General features: G+C 71.4%; 12 protein-coding genes. 3 read left to right on the top strand and 9 right to left on the bottom strand.

The window, feature by feature from the left end:
• Window positions 1-35: 35 nt before the first annotated feature.
• The 3 genes from AB0395_RS12100 to AB0395_RS12090 all read right to left on the bottom strand — a co-directional run bounded on the left by AB0395_RS12100 (window position 36) and on the right by AB0395_RS12090 (window position 8,232).
• Window positions 36-1,793, bottom strand: a complete 1,758-nt coding sequence (locus AB0395_RS12100; RefSeq protein ID WP_366279716.1) for a condensation domain-containing protein — start codon at window positions 1,791-1,793, stop codon at window positions 36-38.
• Window positions 1,790-1,957, bottom strand: coding sequence for an MbtH family protein (locus AB0395_RS12095; protein ID WP_366279713.1), 168 nt, complete (start codon window positions 1,955-1,957; stop codon window positions 1,790-1,792). Before AB0395_RS12095 ends, AB0395_RS12100 begins: the two co-directional genes overlap by 4 nt.
• Before the next feature lie 140 nt (window positions 1,958-2,097).
• Entirely contained in the window at window positions 2,098-8,232 is a 6,135-nt protein-coding gene (locus AB0395_RS12090) for an amino acid adenylation domain-containing protein (protein ID WP_366279710.1), read from the bottom strand.
• 437 nt (window positions 8,233-8,669) lie between these two features.
• Here AB0395_RS12090 and AB0395_RS12085 point away from each other — a divergent pair, with 437 nt between their 5' ends.
• Both AB0395_RS12085 and AB0395_RS12080 read left to right on the top strand, forming a co-directional pair.
• Entirely contained in the window at window positions 8,670-9,272 is a 603-nt protein-coding gene (locus tag AB0395_RS12085; RefSeq protein WP_366279708.1) for a hypothetical protein, read from the top strand.
• 885 nt (window positions 9,273-10,157) lie between these two features.
• Entirely contained in the window at window positions 10,158-10,796 is a 639-nt protein-coding gene (locus AB0395_RS12080) for a hypothetical protein (RefSeq protein WP_366279705.1), read from the top strand.
• Here the strand turns inward: AB0395_RS12080 and AB0395_RS12075 are convergent.
• The 4 genes from AB0395_RS12075 to AB0395_RS12060 form a co-directional block, all read right to left on the bottom strand.
• The gene (locus tag AB0395_RS12075) at window positions 10,786-11,430 is read right to left on the bottom strand and encodes a dihydrofolate reductase family protein (protein ID WP_366279702.1); all 645 of its coding nucleotides are present in this window, start codon (window positions 11,428-11,430) and stop codon (window positions 10,786-10,788) included. The two genes, AB0395_RS12080 and AB0395_RS12075, sit on opposite strands and share 11 nt — an antisense overlap.
• On the bottom strand, window positions 11,430-11,936 hold the full coding sequence (locus AB0395_RS12070) for an SRPBCC family protein (RefSeq protein WP_366279699.1): 507 nt from the start codon (window positions 11,934-11,936) through the stop codon (window positions 11,430-11,432). The genes AB0395_RS12075 and AB0395_RS12070 overlap by 1 nt, the downstream gene beginning before the upstream one ends.
• 3 nt (window positions 11,937-11,939) lie before the next feature.
• Entirely contained in the window at window positions 11,940-12,281 is a 342-nt protein-coding gene (locus AB0395_RS12065) for a metalloregulator ArsR/SmtB family transcription factor (protein WP_366279696.1), read from the bottom strand.
• A gap of 247 nt (window positions 12,282-12,528) precedes the next feature.
• On the bottom strand, window positions 12,529-13,443 hold the full coding sequence (locus AB0395_RS12060) for a hypothetical protein (RefSeq protein ID WP_366279694.1): 915 nt from the start codon (window positions 13,441-13,443) through the stop codon (window positions 12,529-12,531).
• Window positions 13,444-13,641: 198 nt separating this feature from the next.
• Between AB0395_RS12060 and AB0395_RS12055 the strand changes: the two genes are divergently transcribed.
• The gene (locus AB0395_RS12055) at window positions 13,642-16,953 is read left to right on the top strand and encodes a BTAD domain-containing putative transcriptional regulator (RefSeq protein WP_366279691.1); all 3,312 of its coding nucleotides are present in this window, start codon (window positions 13,642-13,644) and stop codon (window positions 16,951-16,953) included.
• A gap of 50 nt (window positions 16,954-17,003) precedes the next feature.
• On the opposite strand, the gene AB0395_RS12050 is transcribed toward AB0395_RS12055, so the two are convergent.
• Window positions 17,004-18,161, bottom strand: a complete 1,158-nt coding sequence (locus tag AB0395_RS12050) for an ATP-binding protein (protein ID WP_366279690.1) — start codon at window positions 18,159-18,161, stop codon at window positions 17,004-17,006.
• Complete coding sequence (locus tag AB0395_RS12045; RefSeq protein ID WP_366279688.1) at window positions 18,158-18,811, bottom strand: response regulator transcription factor; 654 nt, start codon at window positions 18,809-18,811, stop codon at window positions 18,158-18,160. The genes AB0395_RS12050 and AB0395_RS12045 overlap by 4 nt, the downstream gene beginning before the upstream one ends.
• Window positions 18,812-18,818 lie beyond the last annotated feature (7 nt).

Here is an 18,818-nt window from a genome sequence, read left to right as displayed (position 1 = left end):
CCTGGCGGGCGGCGGTCGAAGGCCATCGCGCGGCGTCACCGGCCTGCCCCTTCAACGATCACCGGCCGGTCGGGCCAGCCCTCTGGGGAAGCGGGGGCGCCGTCGCAGATCACGTAGTGGTGGGGCGCCATCGCGGACATCCGGCCGGGCAGTCTGTCCACGCAGGCGCTGTGGACCTCCTCCGGGGTGGCGGGCGCGGCGAGGTGGCACACCAGCCGTCCGTCGACGGCCGCCACGTGGAAGGGGCGCCCGTCCACCGCGTCGCCGACGAGCCTGCGAACCTCGGCCAGCTCGACCCAGCACGAGTCGACCATCACCCAGCCGTCTCCTCTGGGCACGGGCGTGACCCCGGTGAGCTCCGGCAGCTCGGCCAGCGGCACGTCCCGGTCACCGGCCTCGACGAGCAACCGCATGATCCCCTCGCCGACCGTCTCGGCGTCCGCGCGCGGCAGGCAACGGGGGTCGACCCACAGGGTGAAGTCCACCTCCCCCTCCAGCAGGCGCACCCACATCGAAAGGCGGGTCGGCAGCGTGGCCTCGGGAAGCCAGTGGGAGCGGATGTCGGGATCCTCCTCTCCGGTACGGCTCGCACGACGGCCAGGCCCCACGATGCTCATGTCGTTGAAGACGACGTCCCTGGCGAAGTGCATCCCCCTCGACCGCTGGACGTCCTCCATGATCCGGGTGAGCGCCTCTGAGTCGAAGCGGCTGTTCTGGTAGGCGGTCAGCGCGTCGGCACGGGCGCGGCGCAGTACGCCGTCGAACGTGGGCTCGTCGAGGCCGATCGGGATCAGCGCGTCCTGGGCGAGCGGGCCGACGTACTCCCGCAGGCCGGGACGGAAGCGGTTGGCCGAGATCGCCGAGATCACGGTCGTCCGCTGGCCCGCCCGCGCCCCGGCGAGCGTGGCGTAGGCGGCCATCAGGGCCACCGAGCGGCTGGCTCCGGTACGGGCCGCGATCTGCCCGAGTGCCCGCGCCGCCGCCGCCGAGCGAACCCGCAGCCGGGGCAGCAGCCAGTCGTTGTCGCCGCCGTCGACCGGAACCGTGAAGGTCGACAGGGGGATGCGCCGTAGCTGGTCCTCCCAGTACCTGAGCGCAGACTCCGCCCGTTTGAGACTCGCCGGGCTCCGCTCGGACTCCGCCACCTCGAGCGGCTGGGGGGCGGTCACGGCGGCCGGTGTCCTGCCGAGGAGCATGACGTTCAGCTCGGTCTCCAGCACGGCAAGGCCTCCCGCGTCGACCGTGCTGTGCGTGGTCACGAAGACGAGGCGCTCGGGAACACCGTCGGAGACGACCACCGCCATCCGCACCGGGATCCCCCCTGCGAGGTCGAAGGGCACGGCCTGCAGCCGGATCGCGACCTCGTCGGCGAGATCGGCGGACCCGCCGGACTCATACACCGCGACGAGCAGCTCCCCCTCGGCCGCCACGTGCTGGAGCCCGTCGCGGAACGTGGTGCGGAGCGACTCGTGCCGGGAGATCAGCCGGCCGACGGACCGGGTCACGTCGTCGAACGTCGTCCCCGGCGGGAGGTTCAGCACGACGCGGTAGTTCATGTGCTCGGCCGGGTCGCGCAGCACGCAACGAACCATGTTGACCTGGCCGACGGTCATGGGCCCGCTGCGCGCCCGCTCGCCGCGGTAGCGGGCGGGGATGTGCCCCACCGGGCCCTCGTCCGCCGGGACGCTCACCACGTGTTCGCCCTCCCCCGCCGCGGACCGCTCCGTCCCGGCGGGAAGGCGCTCCGCGGGGTCCGGCAGGTGCTCTTCGACGACACCCTGCTCGACGCTCATCGGGCGCTCTTCGGCCGTAAGTCGGTCCACACCCGCTCGATGTGGTCGAGACACTCCTGTCTGCTTCCCGAGGTCCCGTCCGGCTCCCAGCCGTCGGGAAGCCGCCGGTCGGCGGGCCAGATCGAGTACTGCTCCTCGTGGTTGACCACCACTTGATACGTCACGGGACAGGCTCCTTGTTGTGGCGTGCGGGAATGTGTCCGTGCGGGTTCCGCGGGACGGCGGGTCCTGCCGGCCTGGGGCTTACAGGCCGGGCTCTGTTCAGGCTGGGCTCCCGGTCACCGGGGACAGGGGCCCTTGCGGATCAGTGGGCGCCCGCGGCGAGGCGGGCCGCCTCCTCTTCGGACAGTTCGGAGATCTCCGCGAGCAGCAGGTCCTCGACGAGCTCGGCGAGGCCCGCGACCGTACCGTGCTCGAACATCGCGCGGATCGGGACCTCGACGTCGGTGACGGCCCTGATCCTGGCGATGACACGGGTGGCCAGGAGCGAGTGGCCGCCGATCGCGAAGAAGTCGTCCAGTGCACCGACCTCCGAGATGCCGAGCACCTCGCAGAAGACCTCGGCGACCAGTTGTTCGGCGTCCGTCCTCGGCGGCACCGAGGGCGTCCGCCTGTCAACGGACGGCGCGGGAAGGGCCTTCCTGTCGACCTTCCCGTTCCGGGTCAGGGGCAGCTCGTCGAGTGTCACCCAGGCCGAGGGGACCAGGTAGGACGGCAGCTTCCCGGCGAGAAACCCCGGCAGTTCGTCGGCGGGGCTCCGCGCCTCCGTGACCGTCCCCGTCGCCGCCTCCACGACCACGTAGCCGACCAGGGTGTCGTCGACGGCGACGACCGCGGCCTGCCGTACGGCGGGGTGCGTGAGCAGCCGCGCCTCGATCTCGCCGGGCTCGACCCGGAAGCCGCGCACCTTGACCTGGTCGTCGATTCGGCCGAGGAACTCGAGCTGTCCGTCAGGACGCCAGCGGGCGCGGTCGCCGGTGCGGTAGAGCCGTGCGCCGGGCTCGCCGTACGGGTCGGGCACGAAGCGCTCGGCGGTGAGGCCGGGGCGGCGGAGGTAGCCCCTGGCGAGGCCCGTGCCGCCCAGGCACAGCTCGCCGGGCGCGCCCGGCGGGACGAGCGAGCCGTCCTCGGCGAGGACCGCGGCATGGACAGCGCCGATGGGCCGCCCGATGGGGGGCCGCTCCCCCGCCCGCCCGGTCCCGGCGATCTGGGTGGCGGTCGCGATGACCGTCGCCTCGGTCGGGCCGTAGGTGTTGACGAGACGAACCCGGTCGCCGAAACGCTCCCGCCATCTGGCGACCGCGCCCGCCTGGAGTTCCTCCCCGCCCAGGATGACCAGCCTCAGCGCGGGCGGCCACGCCACCTCGTCGAGCTGGCCGACCAGGTGGTGCCAGTACGCCGTGGGCAGGTCGAGCACGGTCACTCGGCGTCCCTCGGGCGTGGCGAGCAGGTCGGGCAGGGTCACCGCGCCCTCGGGGAGCAGTTCGAGGCAGGCTCCCGCGGCGAGGGCCGGATAGATCTCCTCCGCGTGGGTGTCGAAGCTCAAGGTGGCGAACTGGACGACCCGGTCACCGGGGCCGAGGCCGTAGGCCTCCCTCATCCAGGCGACGCGCGCGGCCAGGCCCTCGTGCTCGACGAGCACGCCCTTCGGCGTCCCCGAAGAGCCCGAGGTGTAGATCACGTAGGCGACTCCCTCCGCCGCCACGCCGTCGATCTCCTCCCGCATGAAGGCGCGCCGCTCCTCGGGTAGCGCCGGGTCGAGCGGCAGGTAAGCGGCGCCTGCCCGCCACGCCCCGAGCAGCGCCGCGACGCCTTCGGGGGAGCGATCGAGCGAGACGGCGGTGATCTCCCCTGCGCGGAACCGCGCGGCGGCCTTCTCGACGAGTTCGCCGAGCTCCCGGTAGGTGACGACGCGCCCGGCGCAGCTGATGGCGGGGGCGTCCGGATGCTCCCGTATGGCCCGCCCCACCAGTTCGGGCACCGGAGGGGCGGCGGGCAGCGCGGGGCCTCGCGAAACCGAGGCGAGGAACGCCTCGTCGGCCTTGGTGAACATCGGGAGCGCGGACAGGCGCCGGTCGGGGTCGGCGGTGATCGCGCGCAGCAGGGTCGCCAGACGCGACGCGAACGCCTCGGCCGTGGCCCGTTCGAACAGCGTCGTGTCGTACTCCAGCTCGACGTACAGGTCGTCGGTGTCGTGCCAGGCCTCAAGCATCAGGTCGAACTTGGCCTGCGCGCGGCCTCCCGCGAACTGGCCCGCCGCGAGTCCGGGGAAGGGTTTCGGTACACGCCCCGAGTTCTCGGTGTGCAGGACCGCCATCGTCTGGAAGACGGGGGTGCGGGTCAGGTCGCGTTCGAGCCGGAGCGAGCCGACGAGCTGCTCGAACGGCAGGCCCTGGTGGGCGAACGCGTCGAGCACGGTGTCGCGGGTCGCGGCGAGGAACGCGGTGAAGGTCGGGTCGCCGGAGAGGTCGCCGCGCAGCACGGGGACGTCGGTGATGTAGCCGATGACCGACTCGAGCTCGACGGTGTCCCTGCCCGCGTTCGAGGTGCCGACCAGGATGTCGTTCTGGCCGCTGTGCCGGGCCAGCAGCACCTGGTAGGCGGCGAGCAGGGTCATGAACAGCGTCGCGCCCCTGCGGCGGCCCATCGCGACGAGGGCGTCCGCCTCCGCGGCGGTCAGCCGGAAGTCGACGACGGCGCCGTGCCGGGTGCCGCCGACGGCGTGCGGGTGGTCGGTCGGCAGGGCGAGGGGCGTCGGGTCCGCGAGCTGGGTGCTCCAGTAGTCGAACAGCTCCCGCGAGTCCCGTCCCCGCTGCCACACCACCAGGTCGCCGAACTGCAACGGCACGGGAGGCAGGGAGCCGCCGGAGTACAGGGTGGCCAGCTCGTCCCGCAGGATGTTCAGCGACCAGCCGTCGCCGAGGATGTGGTGCGCGACCACGCACAGGACGTGGTCATCGGTGTCCTGCCTGATGAGCGTGACCCGCACGGCCGGTGCACCGGTGAGGTCGAACGGCGTGTTCACCCGCTCGGCGACGAGCGCCGTCGCGTCGCCCGTCAGGTACTCCACCGCGACGGGGCCCGGCGGGTCGATCACGACCACGGGCTGGCCGTCCACCTCGGGAAAGCGCGTGCGCAGGGTCTCGTGACGGGCGACGACCCCGGTGAACGCCCTGCCGAGCGCCTCGACGTCGAGCGGGCCCGTCAGCCGCAGGACGAGATGGATGTTGAAGGCGGCGTTGCCGTCCGGGTCGAACCGGTTCAGGAACCACAGCCGTTCCTGCCCGTGGGAGAGCGGTGGCGTGCTTCCCTCAGGGCGGGGAACCGGCACGTCGGCGAGTTCGGGCGCCCCCGCGTCCAGCAGCTCGGCCAGCGCCGCGACCGTCGGCCTGGCGAACACCTCCCGTACGGGGATCCGCACCGGCAGCCGCGCGGTCACCATGGTCGCCAGCAGCGAGTGGCCGCCGAGGGCGAAGAAGTCATCGTGCGCGCCGATCGTGTCACGTCCGAGAACCTCGGCGAACACCCCGGCGACCAGCCGCTCGTTCGCGGTGCGCGGCGGCGTCGTGTCCACGGGGACGGTGGAGCGGGCCTCGGCCAGGAGGCCGGGCAGCGCCTTGCGGTCCACCTTGCCGTTCGGGGTCGTCGGCAGCGCGTCCAGTGGGACGAACGACTGCGGAACCAGGTAGCCGGGCAGCTCGCGGACCATGTACTCGCGCAGGCCGCCGACGTCGGGCGTCCCCGAGTCCGTGGGCAGGCCGGGCGCGACGACGAAGGCGACGAGGGTCTCCTCGTGCACGGTGGCGACGGCCTGCCGCACGGCGGGGTGGGACTCCAGGACGGCCTCGACCTCGCCCAGCTCGATCCGATGGCCGCGCAGCTTGATCTGGTTGTCGGTCCTGCCGAGGAACTCGATGGTCCCGTCGGGCAGCCATCGCCCCATGTCACCGGTGCGGTAGAGCCGCGCGCCCAGCTCGCCGTACGGGTCGGGCACGAAGCGCTCCGCGGTGAGCGCGGGGCGGCCGAGATAGCCGTAGGCCACCCCGAGCCCGCCGATGAACAGCTCACCCGGCACACCGACCGGCGCGAGGCCACCCGCGGGGTCGAGGATGTGGACGGTGTTGCCGGCGACCGGCCGCCCGATCACGATCTCGTACGGCTCCGCGGGGATGTCCCACACGGTCGAGTAGATCGCCGTCTCGGTCGGGCCGTAGCCGTTGATCAGGCGGTTGGTCCTGGCGCGGAGCTCCCTGGCGAGCTGCGGGGGGATCGGCTCCCCCGCGGTGACGCCCGTCACCGGCGGCAGGTCGCCCGCCAGCAGGACACGCCACCCGGACGGCGTCGCCTGGACGTGGGTCGCCCCGGTCCGCCTGACCAGTTCCGCGACCGCGGTGCCGTCCCTGGCGTCCTCCGCCACGACGACCCTGCCGCCGGTGATCAGCGGCAGGTAGAGCTCGACGGCCGAGATGTCGAACGCCATCGAGGTGAGCGCGAGCCAGGCGTGCTCGGGGCGCGCGCCGACGAGGGAGCCGATCGCGAGCAGCGTGTTCGCGAGCGCGCCGTGCGGCACCGCGACGCCCTTCGGACGGCCGGTGGAGCCGGAGGTGTAGAGCACGTACGCGGTGTCGTCCAGGCGGGGGCGGGGCAGGCCCGCGCCGGGCGCCGCCGAGGTGACCTCCTGGAGGCCGCCGGCGATCTCGGGCGCCGCCGGGGAGAGGTCTCGAAGGCCGCCGATGGCTTCGGGCTCCGCCGGGGAGAGGTCCTTGAGGTCCTTGAGATCATTGTCGGTGAGGACGAGCGCGGCGCCCGAGTCCGCGGTCACGTAGTCCACTCGTGCCTGCGGGTAGGCGGGGTCGACGGGCAGGTATGCCGCGCCCGCCATCGTGACGCCGAGCAGCGCGACCAGCATGCCGGGGCCCCGGGTCACCCTGACCGCGACCAGGGATCCCCTGCCGACGCCGCCGTCGCGGAGCCGTACGGCGAGGGCCGTCGCCCGCCCGGCCAGCTCGGCGTAGGTGAGATCGGGGGTGTGCTCGCCGACGACGGCGACGGCGTCTGGCCGCTCGGCCACCTGGGCGAGAAACATGTCGACCAGCGTCTCGCGCGGCGGCTCGACGGGGTTGTCCCGGCCGAGCAGCCACCGACGCTCCGCGGGGGGCAGGATGTCCAGCTCGGCGACGGGCAGCTCGGGCGCGTCGAGCGCGTCGGCGAGCAGGACCTCAAGGCGTGCGGCGAGTCGTTCCGCGGTCTCTCGGTCGAACAGGTCCGTGCTGTAGACGAGGACGCCGGACAGGCCGCCTGTCTCGTTCAGCCACAGGTCGAGGGACAGGTCGGTCCTGGCGGCGACCCACCCGGCGGGGAAAGGGGACTGGCGCAGGCCGGGCAGCGGGCCCTCTCCCACGTCCGTGACCTCGGTGTGCAGGGCGAAGATCGTCTGGAACAGCGGGGTCCTGCTGGCGTCGCGCTCGACGCCGAGCGCGCCGAGCAGCCGTTCGAGGGGCATGTCCGCATCGCCCATGGCCTGGATGACGGTCCGCCGGGTGCGCTTGAGCACCTCGTCGAAGGACGGGTCTCCCGACAGGTCGGCCCGCAGCGCCAGCATGCTCGACAGGAAACCGATCATCGGCTCGAGCTCGGTGCGGTCACGGCCCGCGACGGGGGCACCGACGCAGAAGTCCGCCTGGCCGCTGTGCCTGGCCAGGAGCACCTGGTAGGCGGAGAGCAGCACCATGAACGGCGTCGCCCTGCGCGCGCGGGCGAACGCGTTGACCCGGGCGACCAGCTCCGCGGGAAGGGTGAACCGGAACTCGGCGCCGTCCCCGGTGCGTTGCGGGGGACGCTGCCTGTCCGTGGGAAGGTCGAGCGCGGGTACGTCCGCGAGCCGCGCGGTCCAGGGGCCCAGGTCGGAGCCGTCGTGTCTGGCACGTTCCGCCCGGACATGCTCGCCGTACTGCAGGGCCAGCGGCGGCAGGGGGTCGCGGCCCGCGTAGTGGTGGGCCAGTTCCTCGCGCAGGACGGTGACCGAGGCGCCGTCGGCGATGATGTGGTGCAGCGTCACCGCCAGGACGTGGTCGCCGGGGCCGAGCCGGACGAGCGCGACCCGCACCGGCGGTGCCGCGGACAGGTCGAAGGGGGCGTTGGCGCGTTCGGCGACGATCCGCCCGACCTCCTCCTCAGAGGCGGCCTCGAACCGGTCGACCACGACGGGACCCGCGGGGCAGACGATGGCCACGGGCTGCCCGTCCACCTCGTCGAAGCGGGTGCGCAGGGTCTCATGCCGCCGCGCGACCGCCGCGAAGGCGGCCTCGAGCGCCGCCACGTCGAGCTCGCCGTGCAGCCGGTAGGCGTGGCAGGTGTTGTAGGAGTGGTCTCGCGGATCGAAGCGGTGGAGAAACCACAACCGTTCCTGCCCGTAGGAGAGCGGCTGGATCTGTTCCATGGCTGACCACCCAACTATGAAGCCACTTACTGGAAAGTTTACTTACAATTGTCGAGACGGCGACAGTGAACCACGCGCTACTGGAGCGTTACAAGCCCCCGTTTTCCAGGGCTTTTCCCCCTTGCCCTGGGTGCGCCGCATTGACGGGCGAGGGCCAACTTTAAAGACACTTTTCAGTAAGGCGGTGTTTTGACATGATTGTCGGAAACCGCGAGGAATATGACCGCCGAAGGCGGCGCCCCTCGGCTCCCGCGCGCGCCGAGAGTGCCGAGAGCGCCAAGCGGGAGCCCACCGGTCCCGGACACCGTGTCCCGCACAAGGAAAACGACGGCCGGCACCGGCCAGCCACCGAACAGGGGGCGTGGTCATATTCCAACGAGACTTCTCGATAAGCGCTGAGCCGCAGGTCATCGGGGTTCGTCTCGGGTGGTCCAGCCGTGTTTGGTGATGAGCTTGGCCAGGGCGTGGCGGAGTTGGCTGATGCGGTCGGCCGCGTCGGGTCCGCGGATGCCGATGGTGATGGTGATGGTGGTGGCGCGGTAGACGGTCTGACGTCCTTCCGCAGCGGTGCGGGCGGCGGCATGGCACCGTCAGCCGCTTACGCAACAGAGGTCACTGCCTGCCGGCCCGTCTCGGACAACACGAAGATCTTTTATCCGCCAGGGCGTGGCGCGGTGAAGGTCGAGGTGAATGTGTGCGTGGTCGGGGACGTCGAGCACGGATTCCACATGGCTCGGGCGCACGTCGGCTGGTACCGCCCGAATGGTGGCCCGCTCAACGCGTTCGACAAGTTCGTGGTGCACACACGCCTGGAGCGCTACGACGTCTTCGCCAACGGGAGAGATCTCGACCTCCGGCCGGCGATCAATTTCAACGCAAGTGGTTCGCGGGACGCCGACGCCGAGTGGCGGTTCAACACGAGTACGGGGGGTTGGACTTCCGACGTGACCATCGAGTATGACCTCGACAACGACGGCAAGGGCAGGTTCGTGTGGGATCTCCACGGCTCACACGAGGTTTCCCTTGACGAAGTGGAGTGATCCCCGAGAGGAGTGTTGGTCGGGGGGCGTGAACGGAGCTTGAGGAACATCCGTGTCAGATCGCACGCTAAGCGTTCATCGTCCCTGATAGGCGGCTGACGAAGCATCAACGATGGGACCATCTCGAAGTTCTTCCACAGATAATGCTCTGTTATCTGCAGGAAGACTTCAGGCCGCGCTCGTTCATCAACCGCTCACAGGGGGCGGCGAGGGCTTAGCGCCAGTTTTCGTTCCGATGTTCCTGAAGGCCGCTGCGCTCTCCGAGTGCGCCACGACGGCGGATGGGGGTCCGCACGGCGGTGCGGAGGTGCCGGCCATGGCCGGTGGGATGAGTCGCGCCCGGCGAGCGGGCGGTGCCTCCGCTGCGCGGGGATCCGGGGCAAAGGAACGTGCGATGAGCCGCCAAACCGCGTTTGACCTGGCACTCAGCTGACCTGCGGCTCAGCGCTTATTGAGAAGTCTCGTCGGAATATGACCATGACCCCGGCACAAGCTCGGACGGCTTCCCTGACTTCTCAGCCATACTGGAACCTTCCATTTTAAGTGATATACCCTACTTTCCCCTTCCGGAGACGGAGAGTCGCTACCGTGAAAACGGCCGTGAAAGGCGGAAAGGAAGACCTTCCCGGATAGTCTCGGCTGGATGTGGAAAGACTACCTGTACCACGACAACTGCCATTGATTTCGATTGTTAGGGGGCGGTCGCTGGACCGCCCCTTTTTTCAGCGCACGGGTACGGCCTGCGGCACCGGCGCGGACGGCTCACCCAGACCTCCTCCTTTGCTGTCAGGGTGCCCGCGATCTCGATAAAGCGGGCATCTGGCGCCGGAAGGCGGCGAGCTGCCGCTATGGACATAACGCGGCGGATAATGTGATCATCCGCCTATGTCTGACACCCAGAACGCGGACGTACTGTTACGGCCCGAGCGCCCCGGATGGCTCAAGGCGATGGCCGCGTCCATCCCTCTTCTGATACTCGCCCTGATCTTCCTGCTGTTCAGGCTGGCGACCGGCAGCCGCGGCAGCGAGGGGCTCGGCCTGCTCGCCTTCCCCGCCCTGATCATCTTGCTGGCCGTGCCCGCCGTATGGGCCGCGATCTACCTGACGCGCCGAACTCGCACCATGCGCCTGACCCTGGACGCCGGCGAGCTGCGCCTGACCACCTGGAACGGCAAAGGCTGGCGCATCCCCCGCGCCGAGGTCACCCACGCGCACTACCTCGACGTCGTGGTCCCGATGAACAGCAAACCCACCTCGTGGGTGGTGCTCACCCGGACCGGCGGGGACGCGCACGTGCTGTGGCAGAGCGACTGGCCCGACACCGGCCTGGCCCGGATCTGGAAGCAGATCGGGTGCGCCACCAGCCGCGACACGGTCGCGATGCGCGAGGTGCTGGCCCGCCATCCCAGCCTGGGCCTGCCCTGGTGGCACCGCCACCCGATCCTGGGCGGGCTGGCCGGAGCGGTGCTGTTCATCGGCTACGTGCTCCTGGTGGTCATGCCCTTCGCCCTGCTCACCTCATAACCCGGGCCCGGTCGGCCGATCCCGCGAGTGCGTAGGTCAGGTGGGTCACCCGCTGCGCCGGCTCCGCGCGGACCGGCTCCAGGGCCACGCGGCCCGCGTCCACGCCCTCGAACAGGCGGATTCCGGAGCCGAACAGCACGGGTGAGAGCGCGATCGAGAACTCGTCGATCAGCCCGGCGTTCACGTACTCCAGGATCGTTGCGCCGCCGCCCGCGATGCGGACGTCGCGGTCGCCGGCGGCCTCGCGGGCCTGGTCGAGTGCGGACTCGATGCCGTCGTTGACGAAGTGGAAGGTGGTCCCACCCGGCCGCTCCCAGGAGGCACGCTTCTCGTGCGTCACGACGAAGACCGGCGTGTGGAACGGCGCCTCCTCCGGCCACATCTGCTCGCCGGCGTCGAACATGCGCTTGCCCATCACGCTCGCGCCGGTGCGCTCGAACGTCTCCCGCGCGATGTCGTTGTCGCGCCCTTCCTCGCCGCCCTCGCCGAGCTTCAGGTTCTCCCGGAAAAACCGCTGCGGGAATATCCACGCATGCAGTTCCATCCACTGCTGCCCCATCAAGTCCCCGAGGGACCCGGGCGCGATGAAACCGTCCAGCGACATCGACACGCTGAAGAACACCTTTCCGGCCATCAGTCCTCAACTCCCTTCCGAACGATCTCGGTGACGTAGGCAGCCAGGTTGCTCAGGGTCTGCCGGCCGCCCTCGATCGCGTGGTACTTCTCGACCGCCTCGTCGCGCAGCTCCTTGGTGGGGAACACCGTGCGCATCTCGATCCGGGTCGCCGCGCCGTCGGGCGCGAACGTGAGGACCGACTCGAAGGCGTTCGGGTCGCCGCGGGACTCACCGTGCAGCAGCGCGATCCGCTCCGGCGGGGCGATCTCGGTCCAGGAGATCCACTCCTGATAGTCCGTCCCGTCCGGTCCGTGCATCACGAAGTCCCACTCCCCGCCGACGCGGAACTCGAACGCCCGCGTGGTAGTGGTGAACCCCTCCGGTCCCCACCATCGCGACAGGTGCCGGACTTCGGTGAACGCCTCGAACACCAGCTCCCGTGGGGCACTGATGACCCGGGAGATCACGATCTCGCGGTCGGCCGTCGCTGACCGCGCCGGCGCGTCCCGTCCTGTTGCTGCCATCGGTCACTCCTCCTGCCTTGCCTGCTTGAGGTCCTGCACGTACGCATCCAGCCGGTCGAAGCTCTCGTTCCAGAACCGCTCGAACCCGCCGGTCCACTCGTGGACCGGTCGCAACCCGCGGGCGTCAAGGCCGTACAGGCGCTGCTTGCCTACCTTGCGGTCCCGCACCAGCCCAACCTCCCGGAGCACCCGCAGGTGTTTGGACGCCCCCGGCTGGGTCATCCCCAGCTCCTGGGCCAACTCGGTCACCGGCCGCTCACCCGCCCGCAGCAGCACCAGGATCTCCCGGCGCTGCGGCTCGGCGATCGCGTTGAAGACGTCCGACGTCGTCGCTGCTCGTGCCATGGGCGCCATCATATGCCGATATCGGCATGCGTCAAGCCGGAGGAATCGGGCGGGTCTCATCAGACGACGATCGTGACCCTTGTCAGCGGCTGCGGAAACGCGTATCCCGGAGACGGCACGCGCGACGGCGGCGGGCGTCTGCCTCAACGGCCTGGCGCACCATCCGACACCAGCTGCAACAGCAGCCGGATGTCGGTCTCCGCGCCGACCTCCTGCAATAGGTGCGCGATCTCCACGCGCAGCGATCTCACCGGCCGCCTTCCGCGGCGGCCGGAAGCGGCAGATAGGGGCCAAGCCGGTCGGAGATGTCGGCGGCGAGCTCGTCACCGAGCTTGATCGGGATCTCGGCGTCGTTGACGAGCAGCCTCAGCTCGCCCGTGGAGAGCGAGGCGCGCGCCATGTGCCCGCGCGGCAGGTAGAGGGTGTCCAGACCGTAGGCCGCCGCCGCGGAGACCACCTCGGGGTCGCGGATCACGATGAGCTCCCACGGGGTCAGCGCGAGCAGGCACTCACGGCGGCGTCCGCCGAACTCCTCAGGGGGAACGCGCCCGAAGACGGCCACGACCGGGTCGTCGGGATGCAGGAGCGCGGAAGCCAGCGCGCTGCGCCACTTGACGGGCAGTAGCGTCACATCCGTCGAGGTGCGCGGAGTCGGCCGTGGTTCACTGGCCGCCGCGCCTCTCAGCCGTTTCAACGGCTCCTGCAGCAGGGGCCGTCCAACGGCGTTGTAGTGGACCGACAGCCGCGCCGTCGCGCCGAGCAGGGACAGGCGGGCGGCGAGCAGGATGTGCTCCTCGTCGACGGCCGCCAGTCGTCCCGCGGGGATCAGCGCGCACACGCCCGGTGTGTCAGAGCGCTCGACCCACAGGGCCGCCCCGCGTTCGCAGGCGGCCAGCACCTGCGTCGGGACGTAGGCGTAGCGGCGTTCCTGGGGATCGACCAGCCTCGCCCCGGCCGGGATGACGATCAGGTCGCTTTCCCGCAACGGGCCCAGCGCCTCCTCGAGCGCCGCGAAGGCCCCCTCGGGAAGATCGGCTCGAGTGTGCACCCGCTGGGGGTGAGCGGCCCGTTTCGACGGTGTCAGGGCGAGGGCGAGATCGGCGCCGATCTCCTGCTCCCAGGCCTGCAGCGCGAGCGGTTCCAGGTCGTGTTTGCGCCCCATCGTTGCCCCCTACCTTCAGGTAGGACCATGTGCGGCATCCGCGCGGTCGACGACGGACCCCTCCGCCGTCGCCTCCAACCCTACTCTCCGGCCACCTGGCATGGAATCGGACACGACGGGCCGGTTGGCCTACGGACCCGGGCCAACCGGCCCGTCGTCCTCAATGCCGGACACCCTCGGTAATGGCATAATCCCGGCGTGGCGGTCATCTTCCGGGTCCTCGGCCCGTTCGAGGCGTACGTCGACGGAACACGGGTCGACCTGGGAGGACCGCGTCCCCGGCTGCTGCTCGCCCGGCTGATCGTCGCGCGAGGAGCCACGGTCTCCGTGGACGCGCTCCTGGACGACCTCCACGACGGCGAGCCCCCGCCCCGCGCACTCGGCACCCTGCACAGCTACATCTCCAACCTGCGCAGGACCCTGGAACCCGGCAGGGCTCCGCGCACACCGTCGGCCGTCCTGGTCAGCCGACCCTCCGGCTACGCCCTCGGACCGCACGAGGTGGACGCGGGCGAGTTCTCCCTCCTGGCCAGGGAGGGCGCGTACGGCGAGGCACTGCGGCTGTGGCGGGGCACGCCGTACGAGGAGTTCTCCGACGTCGGCTGGCTACGTCCCGAGATCGAGCGGCTGAACGAGGCGCACCTCGTGACCAGGGAGAAGCATCTGGCCCGGCTGCTCGACGACGGCGACCCCGGGGTGGCGGGCGAGCTGGAGCCGCTGGTCAGGGCGCATCCGCTGCGGGAGGGGCTGTGGGAGCTGCTCGCCCGGGCGCTCTACCGGCTCGGCCGCCAGGCGGACGCCCTTGAGGCGCTGCGCTCCGCCAGGACCTACCTGGCGGAGGAGCTGGGCCTGGACCCGGGCCCCGGGCTGCAGCGCCTTGAGGCGGCGATCCTCACCCAGGACCCCGCCCTCGACGCCCCGGCGCCCGCCCCCGCAGGCTCTCCCCCGCCCGCCGTACGGTCCGAGCCCGTTCCCGCAGGCCCGGCGCACCAGGTGGGCTCCGCGACCGACTCCCCGCATCGCCCGGTCACCGATCTCGTGGCCGGTCCTCCCGTGGTCGGCAGGGATCCGCAGCTGGAGCGGCTCGCCGAGCTGGCGCAGGACGCGGCGCGCGGCAGGCCGAGGATCGCGGTGATCTCCGGCGAGCCCGGAATCGGCAAGACCTGGCTGGCCGAGGCGTTCGCGGGCATGCGGGGCGCCGAGGGGTGGCTGGTCGCCTGGGGACGCTGCCACGAGACCTCCGGCGCCCCCGCGTTGTGGCCGTGGCAACAGGTGCTGCGGGAGCTGAGCGCCGAGGTTCCTCCGGAGAGCGGGCACGCCGCCGCCCTCAGCGTGCTGCTCAGCGACGACGTCGAGGAGGCACGGCCCGCCGAGGCAGGAGAGGCGAGGTTCAGGCTGCACCGGGCGACCTCCTCCTACCTGACCCTGGTCGCGGCCTCACGGCCGCTGCTGGTGGTCGTCGACGACCTGCAGTGGGCCGACTCCGCGTCCCTCGGCCTGCTCGCGGACCTGGCCACGCTGCTGCGCGGCAGGATCATGATCATGATCACGGTGCGGTCCGGCGAGGGATCGGCCGACGTGTACGACGCGCTGGGGATGCTCGGCCGCCATGACGCGCTGCGGCTGGCGCTCGCCGGTCTCGACACGGCCGCCGTCGCGGAGCTGGCGGGCCTGGGGGACGAGGCGACGGCCGGGGCGCTGACCGAACGCACCAGGGGCAACCCGCTGTTCATCCGCGAGACCCTGCGCCTGGCGGAGGAGGTGGGCATGGGGCGCGCGCTGACCGCGGTCCCCGAGGGGCTGGCCGACGTGCTGCGCCAGCGGCTGCTCCGGTTGCCGCGCGCCCACCGCGCCGTCATCGACGCCGCCGCCGTCCTGGGCGGCGGCACGGACACGTCCGTGCTGTCCGAGGTCACCGGCGAGCGGGTCGAGGAGGCGCTGGACGCCGCGGCGGACCTGAAGCTCCTCACCGGCGACCTGCGCTTCACCCACGACCTGGTCAGGGAGACGGTCTACGCCGACCTCCCGTCGAGCAGGCGGGCCGCCCTCCACCTCGCCGCGCTCAACGCCCTCGAGCGCAGGCCAGGGCCCGACCGAGCGGCCCTCGCCCGCCACGCCCTCGCGGCCGGGCCCGCCGCCGCGGCCAAGGCGGTTCGCTGGACGTCGGCGACCGCGGAACAGGCGTCAGGACGGCACGCGTACGAGGACGCCGCCCAGTGGTGGCGCCGCGCCGCCGAGACGCACCGCAACCTGCCGGACACCGACCCGGCGGAGCACGTCGAGCTGCTGCTCAACCTGATCCGCGCCCAGCTCGACGCCGGAGACGCGGTCGGGGCCAGGCAGACCAGGACCGAGGCGGTACTCGCCGCCGAGGGCTCGGACGACCCGGAGCTGACGGCCAGGGCGCTCACCAGCCTGGACGCGCCCGCTCTGTGGAAGTTCTTCACCTACGCGGAGATCGAGCTGCAGACCGTGCAGCGGATCGAGGACACCCTGGCCGCGCTGCCGGACGAGGACTCGGTGCTGCGCTGCAAGCTGCTCGGCTGCCTGGGCATGGAGCGCTACGACGGGTCCGCGGACCCGCGCTGCGACACGGCGACCGCGGAGGCCCTCGCGATGGCCCGCCGTCTCGTCACGCGGGGCGAGGCGGGCCCGCAGCTTCTGGCGATCACTCTCAACGCCCGCTACCTCGGCATCCACCTCCCGGAGAGGGTCCCCGAGGTCGAGGTCATCGCGCGGGAGCTGACGGGACTCGGCCTTCCCGGGTTCGAGCTGCTCGGTCACCTGATCCTGGAGCGGAGCAGGCTGGAGTTCTTCGACGTCGCGGGCGCGGACCGGGCCGCGGAGCGAACGCGCGTCCTCATCGAACGGCTCAACCTGCCGTGGCCGCGCTTCCAGCACCTCCTCTGGACGGGCGCCCGCCGCCTGATCGAGGGAGACTTCACCGGAGCGGACAGCGCGTACGCGTCGGCCGCCGAGGCGGGCGAGCGGCTGAACAACTGGCACACCTGGACCGCCCTGGCCTCGGGAATGGTGGCCAGGCACCTCATGTCCGGCGAGATCGGCGGCGTGCTGGACGAGCCGGAGGAGCTGCTCGACCGGTTCTCCCCGATCCCCGCCCACAGGCGGGTCGTCGGGGCGCTGGCCGCGCACGCCAGGGGCGAGCCCGAGCCGCTCCTGGCCGTCAGCGGGGAGGGCTGGCCCACGATGCCCAGGGACTTCACCGAGCTGTCGTCCCTGTGCATCATGGCGCTGGCCCAGATCACCGCCGGGGACCGGGAGTCCTGCGCGCGTTCCTACGAGCGGCTGCTGCCGTACGGGGACCGGCTGGCCATCGGGGCGGGAACGTTCCCGAGCGGGCCCGTGGCGTACTTCCTGGGCCGTCTGGCCGCCGACCCCGCCGTCGCCGGAGCCCACCTGGACGCGGCCGAGGAAAGCTGCGCCCGCGCGGGACTCCACTGGTGGGCCGCCCGCGTCGCCGCGGAACGCGACGCCCTCGGGCGTCTCTGACCGGCCCTCTCGCCGCGCCGGAGGTCACGGCCCCGCCCCGGGCGAGGGCCTCACCGTCCTGCCGTCCGCCCGACCGGCGCGCGGCCTCGATCGTCCTGCGCCGGTTCGGCGGCCGGGAGCGGACCGGCAGGCGGAGCCGGGAAAACCACGACGAGCTCCAGCCCGCCCCCGGGGTTGGGGCTTGCCCGTACGTCGGCTCCGTGCGCCCTCGCGATTGACGCGACGATCGACAACCCGAGCCCGGCGCCCTGCTCACGGGTCGTGTGCAGCCGCCGGAAGGGCTCGAAGAGATCGCCGAAACGCTCCTGCGGCACCTCCGGGCCGGTGTTCCTGACCGTCAGGACTCCACGGGAGAGTGTCACCTCGACGATTCCGCCCGGGTGGTTGTAGCGGACCGCGTTGTCGACGAGGTTGGTGACGAGCCGGTTCAACAGGACCGGATCTCCGTCGACGGCGAACGGTTCGATCCGCGTCGTCACGGTGACGCCGTCCGAGCTTCCCTCGGCCAGGACGAGCCGTACCACCTGGTCCAGGGCCACCGGCCTCGTGTTGTCCAGGCCATGTCCCGCCTGGGCCAGGACCAACAGGGCCTCGATGAGGTTCTCCGTGCGGTGGTTGTGGAGCAGGAGCTTGTCGCGGATCTCGCCGACGTCGTCGGGGAGACCGATCTCGATCGCCGCCCGCTGGACGGCCAGCGGGGTCCGCAGCTCATGGGACGCGTTCGCGATGAACCGCCGCTGCGCCTCGACGGAGCGTTCGAGCCGGTCGAGCATCGCGTCGAACGTGTCGGCCAGTTCCTTCAGCTCGTCCTTCGGCCCGGCGAGCGCGATCCGTTCGTGCAGATTCGACACCGAAAGCCGCCGCGCGGTGGCGGTGATCCGATGGACGGGCCGCAGGATCCGCCCGGCGACCAGCCATCCGACGACCACCGAGACCAGCACGAGGATCCCGATCGTCAGCACGGTCACCCCCCACTGGTAGTCGACCACGGCGTCCACCAGCCCGGGGAGTTGCGGCCGCTGGACGTCCAGATCCCCTGGTTGCGGTGCCACGGGGGCCACGGGGGCCACCGGCCCGCTGGAGAACCCCGCGATCCGCGTGCGCAGCGCCTGACGCAGCAGCAGGTTGACCGTGACCAGCAGCACAACGGAGGTCAGCAGGAACAACCCGGAGTAGATCAGCGTGAGCCGTACCCTGACCGTCGTCACAACAGGTATCCCGCGCCGGGAACCGTCTGGATGCACGGCGGGTCGCCCAGCTTCGCCCGCAGGCGGCTGACCACCACCCGCACCACCGTCGTGAACGGATCGGCGTTCTCATCCCACGCCTCCTCGAGCAGCCGTTCTGAGCTGACGACAGCGCCGTCCGCCCTCATCAGCGCCTCAAGGACGGCGAACTCCTTGAGCGACAGGTGCAGGTGCCGCCCGTCCCGCGACGCCTGCAGCCGGTGCGTGTCGACCACGATCCCGTGCCTCGTCATCACCGGTGGCACCCGCGAGCGGCTGCGCCGCCCGAGCGCCTGCACCCGTGCGACCAACTCGGCGTAGTCGAACGGCTTGGGCAGGTAGTCGTCGGCTCCCATCCCGAGACCCGCGACCCGTTCCGGCACCGACGACGCCGCCGTCATCATCAGGATCCGCGTACGGCTCCCGCTCGCGACCAGCTCCCGGCACACGAGGTCGCCGTGCATCTCAGGCAGGTCCCGATCCAGCACGAGGACGTCGTAGTCGTGCACCGCGAGCCGCTCCGCCGCGGCGGCCCCGTCGTACACCACGTCGACGGCCATGGCGTGGCGGCGCAACCCCATCGCCACCAGATCGGCCAGATCGCGTTCGTCCTCGGCCACCAGAATCCGCATGCCGACG

This window comes from Streptosporangium sp. NPDC051023, from assembly GCF_040689595.1.
In the GTDB taxonomy this organism is placed as follows: domain Bacteria; phylum Actinomycetota; class Actinomycetes; order Streptosporangiales; family Streptosporangiaceae; genus Streptosporangium.
The sequence above is the reverse complement of the archived record's forward strand: the minus strand, read 5'-3'. Positions and strand labels throughout refer to the sequence as shown.

Bases quoted from the DNA above. Each gene is read 5' to 3' on its own strand.
- AB0395_RS12100 (WP_366279716.1), bottom strand. From the start codon at position 1,793: ATGAGCGTCGAGCAGGGTGTCGTCGAAGAGCACCTGCCGGACCCCGCG.
- AB0395_RS12090 (WP_366279710.1), bottom strand. From the start codon at position 8,232: ATGGAACAGATCCAGCCGCTCTCCTACGGGCAGGAACGGTTGTGGTTT.
- AB0395_RS12080 (WP_366279705.1), top strand. From the start codon at position 10,158: ATGTCTGACACCCAGAACGCGGACGTACTGTTACGGCCCGAGCGCCCC.
- AB0395_RS12075 (WP_366279702.1), bottom strand. From the start codon at position 11,430: ATGGCCGGAAAGGTGTTCTTCAGCGTGTCGATGTCGCTGGACGGTTTC.
- AB0395_RS12070 (WP_366279699.1), bottom strand. From the start codon at position 11,936: ATGGCAGCAACAGGACGGGACGCGCCGGCGCGGTCAGCGACGGCCGAC.
- AB0395_RS12065 (WP_366279696.1), bottom strand. From the start codon at position 12,281: ATGGCACGAGCAGCGACGACGTCGGACGTCTTCAACGCGATCGCCGAG.
- AB0395_RS12060 (WP_366279694.1), bottom strand. From the start codon at position 13,443: ATGGGGCGCAAACACGACCTGGAACCGCTCGCGCTGCAGGCCTGGGAG.
- AB0395_RS12045 (WP_366279688.1), bottom strand. From the start codon at position 18,811: ATGCGGATTCTGGTGGCCGAGGACGAACGCGATCTGGCCGATCTGGTG.